Origin of the sequence: Halostella limicola, from assembly GCF_003675875.1 — an archaeon.
Classification (GTDB): domain Archaea; phylum Halobacteriota; class Halobacteria; order Halobacteriales; family Natronoarchaeaceae; genus Halostella; species Halostella limicola.
On record NZ_RCDI01000003.1, the window covers coordinates 251521 to 269116 of the forward strand.

Annotated in this window: 20 protein-coding genes; 12 read left to right on the forward strand and 8 right to left on the reverse strand. The window is 69.1% G+C overall.

Annotated features, from left to right (window positions below; translation table 11 throughout):
- From D8670_RS14540 to D8670_RS14555, 4 genes are all read left to right on the forward strand, one after another.
- Entirely contained in the window at positions 1 to 204 is a 204-nt protein-coding gene (locus D8670_RS14540; protein WP_121818850.1) for a DUF8005 family protein, read from the forward strand.
- 87 nt (positions 205 to 291) lie between these two features.
- The gene (locus D8670_RS14545) at positions 292 to 1380 is read left to right on the forward strand and encodes a Gfo/Idh/MocA family protein (protein WP_121818851.1); all 1089 of its coding nucleotides are present in this window, start codon (positions 292 to 294) and stop codon (positions 1378 to 1380) included.
- Positions 1381 to 1547: 167 nt separating this feature from the next.
- Positions 1548 to 2663 (forward strand): S1C family serine protease, encoded by a 1116-nt coding sequence (locus D8670_RS14550; protein WP_121818852.1) that lies wholly within the window; start codon positions 1548 to 1550, stop codon positions 2661 to 2663.
- Positions 2664 to 2717: 54 nt separating this feature from the next.
- Positions 2718 to 3689, forward strand: a complete 972-nt coding sequence (locus tag D8670_RS14555) for a sugar phosphate isomerase/epimerase family protein (protein ID WP_121818853.1) — start codon at positions 2718 to 2720, stop codon at positions 3687 to 3689.
- A 21-nt stretch (positions 3690 to 3710) separates the two neighbouring features.
- Here the strand turns inward: D8670_RS14555 and D8670_RS14560 are convergent, their stop codons facing one another.
- The 4 genes from D8670_RS14560 to D8670_RS14575 all read right to left on the reverse strand — a co-directional run bounded on the left by D8670_RS14560 (position 3711) and on the right by D8670_RS14575 (position 7794).
- Entirely contained in the window at positions 3711 to 4862 is a 1152-nt protein-coding gene (locus D8670_RS14560) for a DUF5305 family protein (RefSeq protein WP_121818854.1), read from the reverse strand.
- Positions 4863 to 4931: 69 nt separating this feature from the next.
- The gene (locus D8670_RS14565; protein ID WP_121818855.1) at positions 4932 to 6053 is read right to left on the reverse strand and encodes a signal peptidase I; all 1122 of its coding nucleotides are present in this window, start codon (positions 6051 to 6053) and stop codon (positions 4932 to 4934) included.
- A 13-nt stretch (positions 6054 to 6066) separates the two neighbouring features.
- Complete coding sequence (locus tag D8670_RS14570) at positions 6067 to 7224, reverse strand: CARDB domain-containing protein (RefSeq protein ID WP_121818856.1); 1158 nt, start codon at positions 7222 to 7224, stop codon at positions 6067 to 6069.
- 33 nt (positions 7225 to 7257) lie between these two features.
- Positions 7258 to 7794, reverse strand: a complete 537-nt coding sequence (locus tag D8670_RS14575; protein ID WP_121818857.1) for a hypothetical protein — start codon at positions 7792 to 7794, stop codon at positions 7258 to 7260.
- A gap of 227 nt (positions 7795 to 8021) precedes the next feature.
- Between D8670_RS14575 and D8670_RS21030 the strand changes: the two genes are divergently transcribed.
- The 3 genes from D8670_RS21030 (at position 8022) to D8670_RS14585 (ending at position 9765) form a co-directional block, all read left to right on the forward strand.
- Positions 8022 to 8300: a hypothetical protein gene (locus tag D8670_RS21030; protein WP_162994310.1), complete on the forward strand. Its 279-nt coding sequence runs from the start codon at positions 8022 to 8024 to the stop codon at positions 8298 to 8300.
- Entirely contained in the window at positions 8278 to 8571 is a 294-nt protein-coding gene (locus D8670_RS14580) for a hypothetical protein (RefSeq protein ID WP_121818858.1), read from the forward strand. Before D8670_RS21030 ends, D8670_RS14580 begins: the two co-directional genes overlap by 23 nt.
- Positions 8572 to 8664: 93 nt before the next feature.
- The gene (locus tag D8670_RS14585; RefSeq protein ID WP_121818859.1) at positions 8665 to 9765 is read left to right on the forward strand and encodes a Gfo/Idh/MocA family protein; all 1101 of its coding nucleotides are present in this window, start codon (positions 8665 to 8667) and stop codon (positions 9763 to 9765) included.
- Between the two features lie 72 nt (positions 9766 to 9837).
- Here D8670_RS14585 and D8670_RS14590 read toward each other — a convergent pair whose 3' ends face one another.
- Both D8670_RS14590 and D8670_RS14595 read right to left on the reverse strand, forming a co-directional pair.
- A complete protein-coding gene (locus D8670_RS14590) occupies positions 9838 to 10782 on the reverse strand; it encodes an alpha/beta fold hydrolase (protein ID WP_121818860.1) in 945 nt (314 codons plus the stop codon).
- 40 nt (positions 10783 to 10822) lie between these two features.
- The gene (locus D8670_RS14595) at positions 10823 to 11674 is read right to left on the reverse strand and encodes an eIF2B alpha/beta/delta subunit family protein (RefSeq protein WP_121818861.1); all 852 of its coding nucleotides are present in this window, start codon (positions 11672 to 11674) and stop codon (positions 10823 to 10825) included.
- Between the two features lie 421 nt (positions 11675 to 12095).
- Here D8670_RS14595 and D8670_RS14600 point away from each other — a divergent pair, with 421 nt between their 5' ends.
- Positions 12096 to 12395: a DUF7969 family protein gene (locus tag D8670_RS14600; RefSeq protein WP_121818862.1), complete on the forward strand. Its 300-nt coding sequence runs from the start codon at positions 12096 to 12098 to the stop codon at positions 12393 to 12395.
- Positions 12392 to 12610: a hypothetical protein gene (locus D8670_RS14605; RefSeq protein ID WP_121818863.1), complete on the forward strand. Its 219-nt coding sequence runs from the start codon at positions 12392 to 12394 to the stop codon at positions 12608 to 12610. The genes D8670_RS14600 and D8670_RS14605 overlap by 4 nt, the downstream gene beginning before the upstream one ends.
- Here the strand turns inward: D8670_RS14605 and D8670_RS14610 are convergent.
- Positions 12607 to 14064 (reverse strand): RtcB family protein, encoded by a 1458-nt coding sequence (locus D8670_RS14610; RefSeq protein WP_121818864.1) that lies wholly within the window; start codon positions 14062 to 14064, stop codon positions 12607 to 12609. The genes D8670_RS14605 and D8670_RS14610 overlap by 4 nt on opposite strands.
- Before the next feature lie 84 nt (positions 14065 to 14148).
- Positions 14149 to 14610, reverse strand: a complete 462-nt coding sequence (locus tag D8670_RS14615; RefSeq protein ID WP_121818865.1) for an archease — start codon at positions 14608 to 14610, stop codon at positions 14149 to 14151.
- A 127-nt stretch (positions 14611 to 14737) separates the two neighbouring features.
- On the opposite strand from D8670_RS14615, the gene D8670_RS14620 reads away from it, so the two are divergent.
- The 3 genes from D8670_RS14620 to D8670_RS14630 all read left to right on the forward strand — a co-directional run bounded on the left by D8670_RS14620 (position 14738) and on the right by D8670_RS14630 (position 17573).
- Positions 14738 to 15214: a GNAT family N-acetyltransferase gene (locus tag D8670_RS14620; protein ID WP_121818866.1), complete on the forward strand. Its 477-nt coding sequence runs from the start codon at positions 14738 to 14740 to the stop codon at positions 15212 to 15214.
- Positions 15215 to 15318: 104 nt separating this feature from the next.
- A complete protein-coding gene (gene priS / locus D8670_RS14625) occupies positions 15319 to 16527 on the forward strand; it encodes a DNA primase small subunit PriS (RefSeq protein ID WP_121818867.1) in 1209 nt (402 codons plus the stop codon).
- On the forward strand, positions 16524 to 17573 hold the full coding sequence (locus tag D8670_RS14630) for a DNA replication complex subunit Gins51 (RefSeq protein ID WP_121818868.1): 1050 nt from the start codon (positions 16524 to 16526) through the stop codon (positions 17571 to 17573). The genes priS and D8670_RS14630 overlap by 4 nt, the downstream gene beginning before the upstream one ends.
- The last annotated feature ends 23 nt before the right edge of the window (positions 17574 to 17596 follow it).

Sequence of the window (17596 nt, forward strand, 5' to 3'; positions counted from 1 at the left end):
ATGGTCGGCACCGCCGAACTCGTCTACTTCGGCGGGGGGACGATCCTGTTTTTCTTCTGGATTTACGGCATCGTGTCGTTCTTTCTGGACCTGAAAAACAAGGTCGTCCCCGGTATCCGCCAGTACCGGCGAGGTCGGCGGAAACTGAAGCGACAGGCCGAGCAGGAGGAGGAGCGCGAGGAGCAGGAGCGTCAACTGTACTGAGATGCCGACGAAGACCTGTCAGAACCGACGTATGACGCGACGAGACGACGTGAAAGAGTTAAACACGGGTATCGGTGAAGCATAACTATGAGCGAGAATACGTCGGCCCGGGTCGGGATCATCGGGCTGGGGAACATCGGTCAGTATCACGTCGACCGGCTCCGCGAACTCGGCGCGAACGTGGTCGGCGGCATGGACATCGACGCCGAGGCCCGCGAGCAGTTCACGGCGACGTACGGTATCGCCGCCTACGACGACCACCACGAGCTGTTCGAGGTGGCCGACGCGGTCATCATCACCACGCCGAACAAGTTCCACGAGGAGTACGCGACCGACGCGCTCGAGGCCGGGATCGACGTGCTGCTGGAGAAGCCGCTCGCGCACTCGATGGAGAGCGCCGAGCGCATCGCCGCCGCCGCCGAGGAGGCCGACGCGTTCTGCATGGCCGGGTTCAACAACCGGTTCGCGAGCCCCGTCGAGGTCATCAAGGGCCACCAGCAGAAGGGCCGGTTCGGCGAGGTCCGCCACGTCGAGGCGAACTACATCCGCCGCCGGGGGATCCCCGGTCGCGGGTCGTGGTTCACGTCGAAGGAGGTCGCCGGCGGCGGGTCGCTGATCGACATCGGCGTCCACGCGATCGACCTCGCGCTGTACTTCCTCGATTTCCCCGAGGTCGTCGAGGTCTCGGGCCAGACCCGCGCCCAGTTCGGCGACCGCGAGGAGTACTCCTTCATCGAGATGTGGGGGGAGGACATCGGCCCTGAAGGGTTCGACGTCGACGACTCCGCCAGCGCGTTCATCCGCTGCGCGAACGGAGCGACGGTCTCGCTCGAGTCCGCGTGGGCGACGAATCGCACGAACAACCAGGACTTCATCCTCCGGGGCACCGAGGCCGGCGCCAAGTTCGACAAGGCGAACGGCGACCTCACCATCTACGAGTCCAGCGGCGTCGGGACGGACCACCTGACCGACACGCAGGTCGAGACCCGCCCCAACGACGCGCACAAGGCCGAGCAGGAGGCGTTCCTCGCGGCCGTCAAGGCCGGCGAGGCGCCCGACCGCAACACCATGGACCAGGCGCTGACCGTCCAGCGCGTCATCGACGCCATCTACCGCTCCAGCGAGGAGAACCGCGCCGTCCAGCTCCGGGCGGCCGACGAAGTACAGGCCGACTGAACGACTGCGACTGCCTCTGTGAGACCCGGCGTCCGCCTTCTCGGACGCCGTTCGATCGCCCGAGAGTGGCAACGCTGTCCGACGCCGCGGGGTAAGACGCGGTTACGGCCGAAACGCTACGGAACGATAGACCCGGTTTATCGCCCTTTCGTCCCTGGGTTGTCACTATGTCACGGAAGGCGCTCGGCGTCGCCGTAGCCGTCGTACTTCTCACCGTCCTCGGCGCTGTCGCTGTGCCTGCGCTGGCGGAGCTGTCGACCGACGAGCGAGTCATCGTACAGAACGAGTCGACGAACGGCTCCGCTACCTGCAACTACACCGACCTGTACCGCGACACGAGCCCCGGCGTCGTACAGGTAATGACCGACCGCGGGCAGGGGTCAGGGTTCGTGTACGAACTCGACAACGGCACCGCGTACGTAGTGACGAACCAACACGTCGTCGCCGGCGGGCCCGAGCGAACCGCGTCGGGACAACCCGCCGAGCAGGTCGACGTGCGCTTCAGCGACGGCGCGACGCGGACGGGCAACCTGACCGGAACCGACGTTTACACCGATCTCGCCGTGGCGCGCGTCGACGATGTGCCCGAGTCGGCCGCCGCGCTGCCGGTCGCCGACGAGGGGCCGCCCATCGGCGAGCGCGTGGCCGCCATCGGCAGCCCCTTCGGGCTGGAGGGGACGATGACGCACGGCATCATCAGCGGGGTCAACCGGTCCATGCCGACGGGCGCCGGCTTTTCGATCCCCGACACGGTCCAGACCGACGCGCCGATAAACCCCGGGAACAGCGGCGGACCGCTGGTGACCTGTGAGGGCGAGGTCGTCGGCGTCAACCGCGCCGGTGGCGGGGACAACGTCGGCTTCGCTATCTCACCCGAACTCGTCGAGCGGGTCGTGCCCGCTCTCATCGAAGAAGGCAACTACAGCCACCCCTACCTCGGAATCCGCTCCGTCCCCGTGACGTCGACCGTCGCCGAGGCGAACGACCTGAACGCGAGCGAGGGCGTGATGGTGATCGAGACGACCGAGGGCGGCCCCGCCGACGGCACGCTGCGGGGGATAAACGGCACCACGTCGGTGTCCGGCGAGGAGGCTCCGGTGGGTGGTGACGTCATCGTCGCCGTCGACGGCCGGGAGATCGCCTCGCAGGAGCAGCTCGGCAGTTACCTGGCTACCGAGACCTCGCCCGGCGACGAGATCGAACTGACTGTGATCCGCGACGGGGACAGGACGACTGTGACCGTGACCCTCGGCGAACGCCCGGCGCCCGACCGCAGCCGCTGAGAGCGCTGCCGTCACCCCCCTGCTTTTTGCTGAGCGCGGACGGAACGGGTACACATGGACATCGGTGTACTGACCGTCCCGCTCGGCGGTCGCGACCTCGACGACGCGCTCGCGTATCTGGACGACATCGGCGTCGACGCGGTCGAACTCGGCTGCGGCGGACACCCGGGCGACGACCACCTGCCGCGCGAGGAGTACCTCGGCGACGAGGACGCCCAGACGGACCTGCACGCGCTGCTCTCCCAGCACGACATGCGGGTCAGCGCGCTCGCGACCCACAACAACCCGATCCACCCCGACGAGGAGACGGCGAGTGAGGCCGACCGGGAGCTCCGCGAGGCGATCGACCTCGCCGCCGAACTCGACGTGAACACGGTCACGACCTTCTCCGGCCTGCCCGCCGGCGGCCCGAACGACGAGGTGCCCAACTGGATCACCGCGCCGTGGCCGAGCGAGCACGCCGACGCCCACGAGTACCAGTGGGAGGAGGTCGCCATCCCCTACTGGGAGGAGATCGCCGAGTACGCCGCCGACCGCGGGGTCGACGTCGCCATCGAGATGCACCCGAACATGCTGGTGTACGAACCGCACGGCCTGCTCCGCCTGCGGGAGGCGACGAACGAGCGCATCGGCGCGAACTTCGACCCCTCGCACCTCTACTGGCAGGGGATCGAGGTGACCGACGCCATCCGCCTACTCGGCGAGGAAGACGCCATCCATCACTTCCACGCAAAGGACACGAAGGTGTACGACGCGAACGCCCGCGAGAAGGGCGTGCTCGACACGACGTCGTACACCGACGAACCGAATCGCTCGTGGCTGTTCCGCTCCATCGGCTACGGCCACGGCGAGGGCCACTGGAAGGACGTCGTCTCGACGCTCCGGATGGTCGACTACGACGGCGCGCTCTCGATCGAGCACGAGGACTCGCTCACCAGTTCGACCGAGGGGTTAGAGAAGGCGGTCGACGTGCTCCGGCGGGCCGTCTTCGAGACACAGCCCGGCGACGCGTACTGGGCCGAGTGAGTCGCGGCCAGCTCCCCGGTTTCACACCCGTCCCCACGCGTCCTCGTCGACGGGGAGCCCGTCGTCAGAGTCGTCGTCGGGCGGGTCGCCCCCCGAGCCGCCGATCCCCTGCGGCCCCTCTCCAGCGCCGGCGACGCCGTCCGTCGCGCCGACGCTGGGCCACGCGATCTCCTCCCACTCGCCGGTCCTGCAGTAGTAGTACACCACGTCGCCGTCGAAGACGGCGAACAGGTCCCACCGCTCGTCGTGGACGACCCGCCCGTCGCCGTCGATAGCCACGTCCACCACGTCCTCCAAGGTGTTCAGTCGGACGCGGTCCCGGTCGATCCACATCGGGATGGACCCCGCGGAGATCCACTCCGCGTGACGCTTCCGGTGGATCTCCTGTCGGATCGCGTCGACGTCGACCGCCGCCTCGCGGCGCCGCCAGAGGGTCGCGGCGGCGGCGGCCGCGCCCCCGGCGAGCGCGAGGAGCGACAGCACGGTCGGGTAGTCGGGGGCCGCGTCGGCCCGACGCGAAACCGTCGTCCGGTGGGTTCTGTCGGCCGCGAGGTCGCCGTCGACCCAGTAGGCGCGGTCGGTCACCTGCAGGGGCGCGCTCGCGGCGAGTTCGCCGACGTAGTCGCCGGTGTCGTACGTCGTCACCACGCGGAGCCGGACCTCCATCGACCCGACGTGCGAGAGCCGGTGTGCGGTCTCGTTGACGCGCTCGGCGAGCGCCGGCACGTCGACGGTGGCGGTCGCGGTGGCCGTCCCGTTCGTCGCCTCCGTCGTCTCCGAGACGAGCACCCGCGAACTGTTCCAGTACGGCTCCCCGTCTGCCGTCGCGCGGAGCTCCAGGCGGACCTCGTGAGTCACGCTCGTCCCATCGGGGGCACGCGTCGTCGGCGTCAGCGTCAGCTCCGGCGCGTCTCGCCGCAGGTATCGCGGGCTGTTCTCCAGTCGCGTCCCCGTCTCCCAGGCGGAGTCCTCGGCCGTGACGACCGCGCTCGTCTCCACCGACGTCGACACCGTCTGGACGTTCCGTTCCTCCGTCACCGTGGTCGACGAGTTCGCGACCGCCGCGCCGGCGGCGGCGAGCGCTACGAGCGCGACGACGGCGAGCGCGACCGCCAGCTCCCGCCCGTACCGCGCCGCGAGGAGTCGAACCCGCGGCGGGAGGTCGCCGCTCATCGCATCACCACGGCGTCCGCCGTTCGGCGCGGACTGCGAACCGTCGTGTCGGTGTCGTCCCGTAGCATGTTACATCAACCTCCGTCGGAGCCGCGCGACCGCCGACCGAGCCCCGGCTGTCGACCGGAGTCGCTGGTCCCCCACGCCGACGGCCGCCGCGGCGAGCACGCCCGCGAGCGCCCCGACCACGGCGTCGACCGCGGCGACGGCGAGCAGGGGGTGGACCCTGTGCAGCGCCGTCAGCGTCGACGCGGGCAGCACCGCCAGGTAACGACGCTCGGACACCGCCCGGCGATACTCGCCCTCGGCGTCGCCACCGTCCAGCGTGACGGTCGTCGCCGCCGTCCCGCCTGCCGGGACGCCGTGTCGGCGCGTCTCGATCGACACCCCGTCGCTCGCCGGTTCGAGCAGGACGAGGGTCGGGACCGCGCCGTCGTTGTGCACCTCGTAGGTCACCGTGGCTCGCTCCCCCGGTTCGACGGCCAGCGGGTCCTCCTCGGTCCGGTCGCCGACGACCACGCCGTACTCGGTCGCGCCCGAGGGGACCAGCATCGCCGCCGTCGTCGGAACGACCACGACGAGCAGCAGGAGGCCGAACAGCACGCGACGGTCGATCACCCCGGGACGGCGCCGCGTCCTGCTCGTGGCGCGCTCCTGCTTTCCGGTGACGCCGGCGATGGCGAACAGCAGGAGACCGACCGCGACGAGCACTCCCCCGACGCCGGCGCCGGCGACCGGCCCGGCGACGGTCGCGACGGCCCCCTCGACGGCCATGATCGCGGTTCCGAGGTGCGGTATCGTGACCACGCTGCCGCCGACCTGCAGTGCCTTCGCGCGAACCTGTGCGTCGCCGACCGGAGGCTCGTCGGAATCCTGGTCCGTGAACGGGTTCGCGTCGCCGCGAGTGACGTACCCCTCCGGCGTCTCGTCCACGACGCGGTGGGTCGTCAGGCCGCCGCCGTGGAGGGTCCGTGCCTCGAACACGATCACGTCGCCCTCCTCGACGTCGCCCGCCAGCGCGGACGGCACGGCGACGAAGCCGTCGCCGGCCTCTATCGTCGGCTCCATGCTGTCGGTCGCCACGTAGCCGAGCAGCATCGGTTGGCCGAGCGCCTGCCCCACGAGCAGCGAGACGATCACGACGACGGCGACCGCCTCGAACGCCGCGGTCGCGGCCGACCGGAGCGTCACGGTCGTCCCCCCGTCATCGTTTCCGCCACCTCACCAGTGCGAAACCGGACGCCGCGAGCGGCACGAGCGCGAGCGCCGACGCCCCGTACCTCGTCGGTCCGTCGGCCGGAAGCAGGGCGTCGTCCCCGACCGCGACCGTCCCGGCGTCCGTCCCGCTCACGCTCACCGCGAACCGCCCGGACCGCTCGACGCGACGCTCGAAGTCGACGGTGCGGCGCTCGCCGGCCGGCACGGCGACGCGCTTCGTCTCCACGACGGTCCCGGCGACCGCCAGCTCCGCGGTGAAGACGCCGCTCGCGTTCCCCTCGTTCGCGACCGTCGCCGCGACCGCGAGGCGGTCGCCGGGTCGCAGGTCGCGGTCGCTCACCGTGACGTTCGTCACCGAGAACGACGGCGCGGGGTCGCTCGCCGGCGACACCGTGACGACAGTCGCGTCTGCGTCGACGACGCCGACCTCGTACTCCCCGGCCCCCTGGAACCGCCGGACGAAGGTCACCTCGCGCGTCTCGCCGGGCGCGACCCACACCAGGCGTTCGTCGACGACGACGCCGTCGACGCGGAGCCGGACGGGGTGCTGGACGATCCGCTCGCCCACGTTCGAGACCGTCGCCGTCACTTCGACGGCCTCGCCGGCCCGGACCGCGGTTCGGTTGAACCGCGCGTCAACCGTTATCTCGCGGTCGACCTCGTCCTCGGCGTCGCCCGGGTCGCGCTCTCCGCACCGAGCGACGACGGTGACCGAATCGAGCGAGAGTTCGTCTCCGTGGCGCGCGTCCGCGCGAACGCCGACGGCTATCGTCTCGCCCGGCGACACCCCAGCGGCGTTCGAACGGCCGTCGATCGACCGCGACGGGTCGCCGCCGCGGTAGAACGTGACGCCCTCGGCGTCGTGCACGACGGCGATCCGCGCCCTCTCGTCGCAGGTCGATGTGACCGTGAACACGTCGTCGACGGTCGTCTCCGCCTCGTCGTTCAGCGACTCAAGCGTGACGGCGATCTCGCCGTCCTCGACGCTGGCGTACTCGCCGTTCGGCCCGTCGTGCGGGGCGAGGGTGACCGCCTCGTTTCGGTCCTCGCCGACGCTGCTCGCACCGGTGGAAACGGCTCCGCCGACGGCGGCGGCTATCCCCGCGAGAACCAGGAGTCCGACGATGAGTTGCCGTCGTTTCATTGCTCGGGTCGCTGATCGGACGAGTCGGTCCCGTCAGGCCTGGTACTTCGACTCGTCGGCCTCGATCCGGATGACGTTCGCGTTGGTCGGCGTCCCGGTGTCGGAGTCGACTTCCATGTCGACGGTGACGCTTCCACCGGAGGTGAGGTTGTTGTCGTCGCCCGATGCCGGGTAGGTGGTCATGTCATGGCTGTTCGTGTTCGAGGTGAAGGAGAAAGCCGACACCTCCGAATTATTGTCGGTGTCCATCGCGCGGACCCGGACCGCGACGTTCTGGCCGCCGTTGTTGGTGACCGTGAAGGCCGGGGCCACGGTCGTGACGGCGTTGTCGTTCAGGTTGTCGAGATTGAACTTCAGTTCGCTACTGCTGTTGCCGTCGTTGGTCACGAGGGCGGTGTCCGCGTTCGCGCTGAGCTGGAGCAGGGTGGACGAGTTGTTGTCGTCAGTGACGGAGATGTTCACCGTTCGGTCAGCCTCCACTTGGCTGAACGCGCCGGAGCCGAACGCGGCGCCGCCGCCGACCGTTGCCGTTGCCAGTCCGATCAGAAGGTTACGTCGATTCGTTCTCATGATTTCGCCGAGCGGGTAAGGTAATATTACCTCGCTCCTGTGTCACTACAGAAACTACTAGCACTTTTTATTTTCCCTTTGAACAGAACGAGGAATTGATTCTTAAGGTATTATTTAGTATCCTCATCTCGAAAGGAATAACGGGAGCGGTACAGAAGATAGTAAAATGACAAGAGCGGAACGACGCTCACAGGCGCCCTGACGTCGGGAGACACGGAGATAGATCCATGAGAGTTCTCCGAACGATCGGCATGGCGTTTCTGCTCGCCGGTGCTCTCTGCATCGTCGCGGGGAGCGGCGCGTTCGACGGCGTGGCCGCTGACCGGGGAACGGCAGTGGAGACGGTGCCCGACGAGAGCGCGTACGTGGGCGTCGACTATCCCGCGGCCGACCAGTCGAGAACCGTCCGACTGCGTAGCGAGAACGCGGACGGCGGCGGGGGGGTGTTTCTTCGGGATTTGCCTCAACTACCGCTACGACGATGTGGAGGTCGCCCTGTTTTCTGACCAGACGCCGACCGGGAACCTGTCGGTCGACAACGTCGACGTACAGGTAACGGGCGACGACATCACCGGCGGAGACGGCGTGCGCGCGGAGTCGACGCAAGACGGGCTCCGTGTCGTCCTCGGTGACTTCCGGTGTCCGTCGAGCGGTAGTTTCGGCAGTGGCGACCAGCAATCAGCCGCCGCTACGGTCGTCATCTCTTTCGAGGCGAGCGACGCGAACGTGGGAGTCGGCCTCGAACGAGAAGTAACGGTAGAGTGCGTCCCCGACTGATCGCGTGGCACGGCGACTTACACTCGCTGCGTGCGATCCTCACAGATAGCCACCGAGGAAACACTGAAAGACCGCCCCGCCGAACCAACGGCCATGACCCTACAGGTCGGCGTACTCGGGTACCGGTTCATGGGCAAGGCCCACGCGAACGCGCTGGCGCGCCTGCCGATGTTCTTCCCGGACGCGCCGGACGTCGAGCGCGACGTGATCGTCGGCCGCGACGAGGAGGCGCTTGCTGACGCCGCAGACCGCCTCGGCTTCTCCCGCACCGCGACGGACTGGCGCGACGTGATCGAGGAGGTCGACGTCTTCTACAACCTCGGACCCAACCACGTTCACGCCGAGCCCTCGATCGCCGCGCTCGACACCGGCACGCCCGTGTTCTGCGAGAAGCCGCTCGCGCCGACGCTGGAGTCGGCCCGCGAGATGCGCGACGCCGCGCGCGAGGCGGGCGTCCCGGCCGGCTGCGCGTTCAACTACCGCTTCGTCCCCGCGATCCAGTACGCGAAGAACCTGATCGAGGCGGGCGAACTCGGCGAGATACGGCACTTCCGCGGGACGTACCTCCAGGACTGGCTCGTCGACCCCGAAGCGCCGTGGTCGTGGCGCAACGACGAGGAGATGGCCGGCAGCGGTGCGCTTGGCGACCTCGGCGCCCACACGGTCGACCTCGCGCGCTTCCTCGTGGGCGACGTCGAGCGCGTGAGCGGACACCTGAAGACGTTCGTCGACGAACGGCCCGTCGAGGGCGAAGACGAGACCCGCCCGGTCACCGTCGACGACGCCTACAGCGCGCAGGCGGCGTTCGAGAACGGCGCGATGGGGACGTTCGAGGCCTCGCGGTTCGCGACCGGGCACAAGAACGACAACCGGATCGAGATCCACGGTTCGGAGGGGAGCCTCCGCTTCTCGCTGGAGCGGCTGAACGAACTCGAACTGCTCCGCGAGGGCGACCGCGGGTACGAGACGATCCTCGTCACGGACGAGGACGACCCCTACGTCGACCACTGGTGGCCGCCGGGCCACGTCATCGGCTGGGAGCACACGTTCGTCCACGAGAACTACGAGTTCCTCTCCGCCGTCGCGAACGACGGCGAGTTCACTCCCGGTTTCGAGGAGGGCTACGCCGCGCAGACGGTGCTGGACGCCATCGCGCGGAGTGATGAGAGCGGGGAGTGGATCGAGGTCGCCTAAGTGGCGACCGCACCGGTCCACTCTCGGTAGAGAGCGGGGAGTGGATTGAGGTCGCCTGAACGGCGACGCTCGTCACGCCTCGGCCGCGCCGTCGAGGAACGACAGGAGGTGGTCGTTCACCTCCGTCGGCGCGTCGTTTTGCACCCAGTGGCTCGCGTCGACCAGCCGCTGGATCCGGACGGTGGGGACCCACTCTTCGATGCCGTCGAGCAGCCGCGGGGACAGCGCCTCGTCCTCCATGCCCCACAGCACCAGCGACGGCTGATCGACCCGCACCGGCGACAGCGTGGCGTCCGTCACGTCGCTGCCGTCGCCGCCGTACACGGCCTTCCGGACCCGCTGCCGTATCGTGCCGCGGCCGAGGGCGCGGTAGTAGTTCAGCGCGGCCGTCAGCGCTCCGGGCCGGCCGAGCGCCCGCTTGTAGCGGCGCACGTCCTCGTCGGTGAACGCGTCGGCGCGGACGGCCCCATCGCGAAACATCGTCTCCAGCACGCGGAAGTCCCCTGCGCGGAACCCCGCTTCCGGAAGCCGCGGCAGCTGGAAGTACAGCGTGTACCACGACCGCTTCGCCTGGTCGAGGGTGCGGAGTTCGCGCAGGAACGGCCCGGGATGCGGCGCGTTCATCGCCGTCAGCGAGGCGACCGTCTCCGGGTATCGGATCGCCGTCTCCCAGGCGACGACGCCGCCCCAGTCGTGGCCGACCACGTGGGCTTCGCCGCCCGCGACCCGATCGACCAGCGCCGCCACGTCGCGCGCCAAGGTCCCGACGCGGTAGGCGCTCACGCCGCGAGGCTTCTCGGAGACGTTGTAGCCGCGCATGTCCGGCGCGACGACGCGGTAGCCGGCGTCGGCGAGCGCGTCGATCTGGTGGCGCCACGAGTACCAGAACTCCGGGAAACCGTGGAGCAACACGACCGGCGTCCCCTCGTCGGGCCCGGCAGCGACGTAGTGCAGGCGAACGCCGTTGACCGCCGCGTGTTCGTGCGTCCAGGCCGTCCGCGCGAGTGCTTCGCTCATCGTTCGAGTGTACGGGCGGCAGGAAGAAAAGGGAGGAGGCCTAAAGCTCGCGCCGACCGGTGTCGGTGATCACCACGTCGAGCAGGTCGACCGGCGTCGCGTCGTAGCTCGGGTTCACCACGTCGAACCCCTCGGTCGGCTCGCGGATCACCTCGCTCGCGGAGCGGAACTCGTTCTCGAAGACGAACCCCTCCTCGATGATCTTCGCGCCGGAGCCGACGACGGTCATCGGCACGCCGACCCGCTCCGCCGTCGCCGCGATGGGGAAGGTGCCGACACGGTTGTACAGCTTCTCGTCCGCGATGCAGGTCATCCCGGTGACGACCCGGTCGACCTTCTCCAGGACGTGCCCGCTTGCGGCGTCGGCGACGAGCGTCGGATCGACGCGGTCCATCTGCGCCAGCGTCCGCACCGTCTTCCGGCCGAGGTAGCGGGGCCTCGCCTCCGTCACGTACACCTCGAAGTACTTGCCCTCCTGCACGGCGAGTTCGAGCGCTTCGAGGAACGTCGACGAGTAGGCGTGGGTCAGCAGCGTCGTCCCGTCCTGCAGCATCGACGCGGCGTTGGCCGCCGCCTGTCTCTTGCCCGACTCCACGTCGTCGACGACCCGCTCGATCACGTCGGCGAGGCGATCTTTCGCCGCGCCGACGGTCTCGTCGTCGGCGTCGAGCACCGACTCTTCGACCTCGCGGAGGGCGTTCTGAAGCGAGGCGTGCGAGGGGTTCGCCCGGCGGAGCGTGCTGCTGTTTCGCTCCAGGTCGCGGTGGAACTCCTCGACCGTGGCGAACTCCCGGTCGAGCAGCTCCCCCAGCGCGCGCGTCGCTTTGACGGCGACGACGGAGGAGCTGTGGGTCTGCATCTCCTCGATCTCCTCGACCGTCTCGTCGATCATACCGTGATCCTGACCGCGGCCCGACAAAGCCCTTGCGACCCCCTGCCGGGGTTTTCGGTCGGACCACGAGGCACTCGGATAGTCCGGCGTCACTGCCTCCCACCCTTCGCACTCGAGCACGGCCGTTCGGCTCTTCGAGGGTGCTGGTCACCGAGGGTTTATCAACGAGGCCGGGACCAGACCCGCCGTGATCTGACGAACCGCCGCGAGGGCGGACGAGGCGGGTGTACGGCGATCCCCCTCGCGGACTCACGAGCCGTCTGTTCGCTATCGTAGAAATTGAAACCAGTTACACATCGAACGGCTCTCCGGGTGCCGTTCGAGTGTGTCATCGCGTTCAATTTCTACTACAGTCAGGGAGCGGTCTGCGAGCGGCACCCGACCCGTCGGAGATAACTTCGCGCGGCCCGTACGGGTCGTCGTGGTCTCCGTCACCTACACCTGCCCGTACTGCGACGCCGTCGTGTCCATCGACCGGGACCCCTACCTGCGGGACAAGTCCGTCACGATGGACCCGCAGGGCGACCGCGAGTACGCCGCGACGACCGGCGACTACGAGGACGCCGACGGCATCGAGTTCGTCTGTATCGGTGATCCGGACGATCCGGACGACGGCTGCGGGCGAACCTTCTACCTGAACTACGTGAAGTACGAGGACGGGCGTGAGGTCGACGACGGTCCGTCGCTCGAAGACACCCCGCGGTTCGACTTCAACCCATGAACGACGACGTACTCGACGAACAGCGCGAGCTCGTATCGCTACTGGAAGACGCCGGCTGGGACGTCACCGAGGCCGAGGTGTCCGTCTACGAGAGCCCCTGGGAGGACGACGACTCGCCGGAGGCGACGGTGTCGCTCACCGCCCGGAAGCTCTTCGAAGAAGAGTCGGACGACGGCGACGGTGACGACGACATCAGCGAGTTCCGGATCGGCTAACCCTTGATGTTGCAGACCGGGAACGTCCGGGCGACCTTGTCGCCGATGCCCAGCGCGTCCGAGACGCGGACGACCTCGTCCACGTCCTTGTAGACGCCCGGGGCCTCCTCGGCGACCGTCGCGCCGCTCTGGGCCTTCACGTAGACGCCCTGCTGTTCGAGGTCGTCCTGCACGTCGCCGCCCCAGTAGTCCTGCTTGGCCTGCGTGCGGCTCATCAGGCGACCGGCGCCGTGAGCGGTCGACCCGAACGTGAGGTCCATCGACTCCTCGCCGCCGCGGAGGACGTAACTGCCCGCGCCCATGCTCCCGGGGATGATGATGGGCTGCCCCACGTCGCGGTACGCTGCCGGCACTTCCGGTCGCCCGGCCGGGAACGCCCGAGTCGCGCCCTTGCGGTGGACGTACAGCTCCCTGTCTTCGCCGTCGACGCTATGCGTCTCCTTCTTCGCGATGTTGTGCGCCACGTCGTACAACAGTTCCATCTCCATCTGCTCCCACGTCCGGTCGAACACGCGCTCGAACACCCGACGGGTGCGGTGCATGATGAGCTGGCGGTTCACCCACGCGAAGTTGATTGCGGCGCACATCGCGCCGTAGTACTCCTCGGCGAGGTCGGAGCCGGCGGGCGCGGCGGCGAGTTCCTTGTCGGGCAACTGCGCGAGCAGGTCGCCGTGTTCCTTCTCGATCTTCCGCAGGTAGTCGTTGCACACCTGATGGCCCAGCCCGCGGCTCCCGCAGTGGATCAGCACGACGATCTGGTCCGCTTCGAGGCCGTACGCCGCGCCGACGTCCTCGCGGAACACGTCGGTGACCCGCTGGACCTCCAGGAAGTGGTTGCCGCTCCCGAGGCTGCCGATCTGGTTGCGGCCGCGGTCTTTCGCCTTCTGGGAGACCGCCGACGGGTCGGCGTCCGGCCGCCGGCCCTCGTCCTCGCAGGCGCGCAGGTCGTCCTCGACGCCGTACCCCTCCTCGACGGCCCACTCGACGCCGCGGGCGAGGATCTGCTCGACCGTCTCGGCGTCGCCCTGAACGATGCCGCCGCCGCCGAGACCAGACGGGACGTTGGCGAACAGCGAGTCGACGAGCTCCTCCTCCTTGCCCTTCACGTCGTCGTACGTGAGGTTCGTCGTCATCATCCGGACGCCGCAGTTGATGTCGTAGCCCACGGCTCCGGGCGAGATGCAGCCGTTCTCGGCGTCCAGCGCACCGACGCCGCCGACGGGGAAGCCGTACCCCTGATGGCCGTCGGGCATGCAGATGGCGTACTTGGTGATTCCGGGCAGGTGGGTCGTGTTCTTGATCTGCTGGAGCGTGTCGTCGTCGCTGATCTCGTCCAGCAGGGCCTCGCTGGCCAGCACGCGCGCCGGCGCTCGCATGCCTCCCTCCTGCGGGATCTCCCAGACGTAGTCCCGCACCTTGTGCAGGGTGATGCCGTCCGCGTCGTAGGTGGTCATACGCGATAGTCGCGCCGCTGGCCCGGAATAGGTTTCGTCTCGGGCGGTCACGCGGTCCGCGTCACGCGTCGAAGATCCCCTCGCTCACACGTCGAAGACGACGTACGCGCGCCAGCCGTCGTCGGTCCGGGAGAGGTCCATCTCGGAGTAGGTGACGGCTTTGATCTCCCGGGCGTAGATCTCGGAGAGGGGGACGCCGCGGGCGCTCCCGGAGAGCGTCCACTCGGTGGCGTTTTCGCCGTCGCCGTTCAGCGTCTCGCCGGCTTCACCGCCGGCACCGTCGGCGCGCTCGACGGTCGCCTCGTGGTCGACGGGGAGGACGCCCCGCACGTCGCGCTGGTAGATCAGGTCGTCGAGGTAGTCGAACAGGAGCGCCTCGCGGCTCTCGGCGGCGACAGTCACGTCGAAGCGCTCCCCGCTCGCCGGCACCTCGTCGCACATCGCCGCCGCCAGTCCGTCGGCGACGGCCGCGAAGACATCGCCGAGCGTCGCGCCGGTGGCCGCCACGGCGACGTCGGCGGTGTGGTCACGGAGTTCGTATGGCATACGTCGGGGTTCCCGGGCCGTCCGCTTGTGGGTTCGGGTCTCGCCGCCGACGGTCGAGGGCTGGCTGTCGCATGACTGCGGGAGGGGGCCGGTGGAATTATATTTGCGAGCCCACTAGTGGCAGGCAGTGAGCGTCAAGGTCGACATCCGGGTCGTCGGGGCCGGCAGCGACGAGTACGTCGAGGACGCGTGGGACCTGAAAGAGCAGATCCGGACCCGCGACGGCGTGCTCAAGCAGCGCCGCGGCTTCTTCACCGACGCCTACCGCCGCTCGACCGTCCACGTCGCCTTCGCCGACGACGAACTCGTCGGCTTCGCCGCGGCCCGCCGCGACGGCTACATCCTCTTTCTCGCCGTCGCGCCCGGACACCGCGACGAGGGGCTGGGCGAGCAGCTGGTCGCCCGCGTCGCGGACGACCACGCGACCGTCACCTGCCACGCGCGGACGACCAACGAGAACGCCCTGGAGTTCTACGAGCACCTTGGCTTCGAGATCAAGCGCCGCATCGACAACTACTACGAGGACGGCGGTGACGCGTACTACCTGAAGCTCGGCACCGACGCCGGCATCGCGGAGCGCCTCTCGGACATCATCCGCGGGTAGCGATTCTCTCGGTGGACTTCCTCGCGGGCGACCACCGAGGACGGCCCCGTTCGACGACCGGTTCGGCACTGTTTTATCGCCGCACTGTTAACCGAGGTGACGACATGGAGGAGCACACCCGGGGGTATCTCCGCGGCCGGTTCCGCGACCACTACCGCCGCGCGTCGATCACCCCGCCGCCGGACGCCCCCGACCGCGAGTGGGGGTTCATCCCCTGGACCGAAGGGCCGGGCACGACGATGGTCCGCCACCGGTCGCTGTTCGACGTGGGGTCCCTCGACGACTTCCTCCGGCGCAAGCGCCCGCGGCACGTCTACTTCTCCGCCGGGCGGTACGAGGACCCGAGCGCGAACTCGATGGGCGAGAAGGGGTGGCGCTCCGCCGACCTCGTCTTCGACCTGGACGCCGACCACCTCCCGAGCGTCGACCCCGAGGAGACCGGTTACCCGGAGATGCTCGCGGCCTGCAAGGACGCCCTGGTACGCTTGCTCGACTTCCTCGAGAACGACTTCGGCTTCGAGGACCTGACGGTCGTCTTCTCCGGCGGCCGCGGCTACCACGTCCACGTCCGCGACGATGGGGTCCGCGGCCTCGACAGCGAGCGCCGCCGCGAGATCGTCGACTACGTCCGCGGCATCGACGTCGAGTTCGAGGACCTCGTCGACACGGAAGCGGTCGCGGGGATGGGTCGCGAGACGCCGGCACAGAAGCGGACGCTCGACCCGAGCGGCGGCTGGAGCAGGCGCGTCAACGACCGGATCTGCGCGTTCGTCGACGACCTGCTCGAACTGGACGAGGGCGAGGCGCTGGAGCGCCTGCAGGAGTTCGACGGCATCGGCGAGGGCCGCGCCGACGCGGTGCTCACGGCTGCGCAGTCGAACGCCGACGAGATCCGGGCCGGCAACGTCGACGTCCACCCCGCGTTCTTTCAGCTCGCCCGGACGCTCGCCGAGGACGTACTGGAGACGGAGAGCGCGCCCATCGACGAGCCGGTCACCACCGACACGAACCGCCTCATCCGCCTGCCCGGGAGCCTCCACGGCGGGAGCGGCCTGGAGGTCCAGCGGATCGACCGCGACGACCTCGACGACTTCGACCCGCTGGTCCACGCCGTCCCGGAGACGTTCACGGGCAACGCGATCAACGTCGACGTGACGAACGTGACCGACCTGCCGCCGGTCGGCAACCCCGACTACGGCGACGTCTCTCTGGGCGGCGATACTTTTACGGTTTCGGAGGGTGCACAGACCGTACCAGAACACGTGGGCGTTTTCCTGATGGCCCGCGGCGCCGCGGAGAAAGGTGAAGAATGAACTTAGACGAACTGCGGTCTGTCCAGAACAAGGAACGCCAGAAGGACAGCCTGCAGCATCTCCGCGACTCGTTCTACGAGGACGTGGGGCAGTACGTCGCCGACCTCAAGGCCCAGCGCGACCGCGCGGCCGAGGAGGCCGACGACCCGTTCTCGAACCCCGAGGTCGGTCGCCTCACCGACGAGATCGAGACGGCCGAGGAGGTCGTCGAGGCGGTGTACGAGCGCCGAATGGGCAAGATCGTCAAACGCGCCAGCCTCGCGGCCGCCGGGATGCCGTCCGACGAGGAGGGCCTGACGACCGAGGAGAAGGAGCTGTTCGCGGACATCGTCGACCGCATCGAGGCGAACAAGGGCCGCGTCCTCGACGTCCTGGCCGGCGACGGGGATGCGGCGTCCGGCGGCGGTACCGACGACGCCGCACCCCCAACCGACCCCTCTGCGGCGGACGACGGCGGCGTCAATGCCGCGGACCTGATGGGCGACGGGGCGGACGCGGCGAGCGATCCCGACCCGGCACCGCCGGACCCGACGTCGGACGCCGGGAGCGACGTGCCGGACCCCGTCGCCGAGGCGGAGCGCCAGCGCGCCGCGGCGGACGACGGGGCGGACGCGACCGGCGCGGAAACGACCGACTCGGCCTCGGACGATCCTGTCTCGGCTGGTGCCGAACCGCCGACGGACGGCGTGCCGACCGACCCTGACGCACCGTCCGAGGCGCCGCCGGTCTCGGATACGGCGTCCAACGTTGCCGACCCCGACAGTTCCGACGGCCCCGCGCCGACGGGACGCGATCCCGCGGCCGACGAGACGGTTGCGGACGGCGAGTGGGACGGCGGCGACGCACCCGGCGGATCGGCGGCCGGCGGCGGATCAGGCGTCGCACCGGAGACCGATCGGGCCACCGTCCGGATCACGCAGGACGTCGGCCAGATCCTCGGCGTCGACGAGCGGGAGTACGACCTCACCGCCGAGGACGTGGTCACGCTCCCCGAGCAGAACGTGGAACCGCTCGTCCAGCGCGACGCCGCCGAGCGCCTCGACTGAAAACCGCAACTCGTTTATAATTT

What these genes read in the sequence shown, in the direction of transcription:
- priS (WP_121818867.1), top strand. Translation starts at nt 15,319, where the DNA reads ATGGAGGAGCACACCCGGGGGTATCTCCGCGGCCGGTTCCGCGACCAC.
- D8670_RS14610 (WP_121818864.1), bottom strand. Translation starts at nt 14,064, where the DNA reads ATGACCACCTACGACGCGGACGGCATCACCCTGCACAAGGTGCGGGAC.
- D8670_RS14595 (WP_121818861.1), bottom strand. Translation starts at nt 11,674, where the DNA reads ATGATCGACGAGACGGTCGAGGAGATCGAGGAGATGCAGACCCACAGC.
- D8670_RS14630 (WP_121818868.1), top strand. Translation starts at nt 16,524, where the DNA reads ATGAACTTAGACGAACTGCGGTCTGTCCAGAACAAGGAACGCCAGAAG.
- D8670_RS14605 (WP_121818863.1), top strand. Translation starts at nt 12,392, where the DNA reads ATGAACGACGACGTACTCGACGAACAGCGCGAGCTCGTATCGCTACTG.
- D8670_RS14575 (WP_121818857.1), bottom strand. Translation starts at nt 7,794, where the DNA reads ATGAGAACGAATCGACGTAACCTTCTGATCGGACTGGCAACGGCAACG.
- D8670_RS14550 (WP_121818852.1), top strand. Translation starts at nt 1,548, where the DNA reads ATGTCACGGAAGGCGCTCGGCGTCGCCGTAGCCGTCGTACTTCTCACC.
- D8670_RS14540 (WP_121818850.1), top strand. Translation starts at nt 1, where the DNA reads ATGGTCGGCACCGCCGAACTCGTCTACTTCGGCGGGGGGACGATCCTG.
- D8670_RS14615 (WP_121818865.1), bottom strand. Translation starts at nt 14,610, where the DNA reads ATGCCATACGAACTCCGTGACCACACCGCCGACGTCGCCGTGGCGGCC.
- D8670_RS14560 (WP_121818854.1), bottom strand. Translation starts at nt 4,862, where the DNA reads ATGAGCGGCGACCTCCCGCCGCGGGTTCGACTCCTCGCGGCGCGGTAC.
- D8670_RS14585 (WP_121818859.1), top strand. Translation starts at nt 8,665, where the DNA reads ATGACCCTACAGGTCGGCGTACTCGGGTACCGGTTCATGGGCAAGGCC.
- D8670_RS14570 (WP_121818856.1), bottom strand. Translation starts at nt 7,224, where the DNA reads ATGAAACGACGGCAACTCATCGTCGGACTCCTGGTTCTCGCGGGGATA.
- D8670_RS14590 (WP_121818860.1), bottom strand. Translation starts at nt 10,782, where the DNA reads ATGAGCGAAGCACTCGCGCGGACGGCCTGGACGCACGAACACGCGGCG.
- D8670_RS21030 (WP_162994310.1), top strand. Translation starts at nt 8,022, where the DNA reads ATGAGAGTTCTCCGAACGATCGGCATGGCGTTTCTGCTCGCCGGTGCT.
- D8670_RS14545 (WP_121818851.1), top strand. Translation starts at nt 292, where the DNA reads ATGAGCGAGAATACGTCGGCCCGGGTCGGGATCATCGGGCTGGGGAAC.
- D8670_RS14555 (WP_121818853.1), top strand. Translation starts at nt 2,718, where the DNA reads ATGGACATCGGTGTACTGACCGTCCCGCTCGGCGGTCGCGACCTCGAC.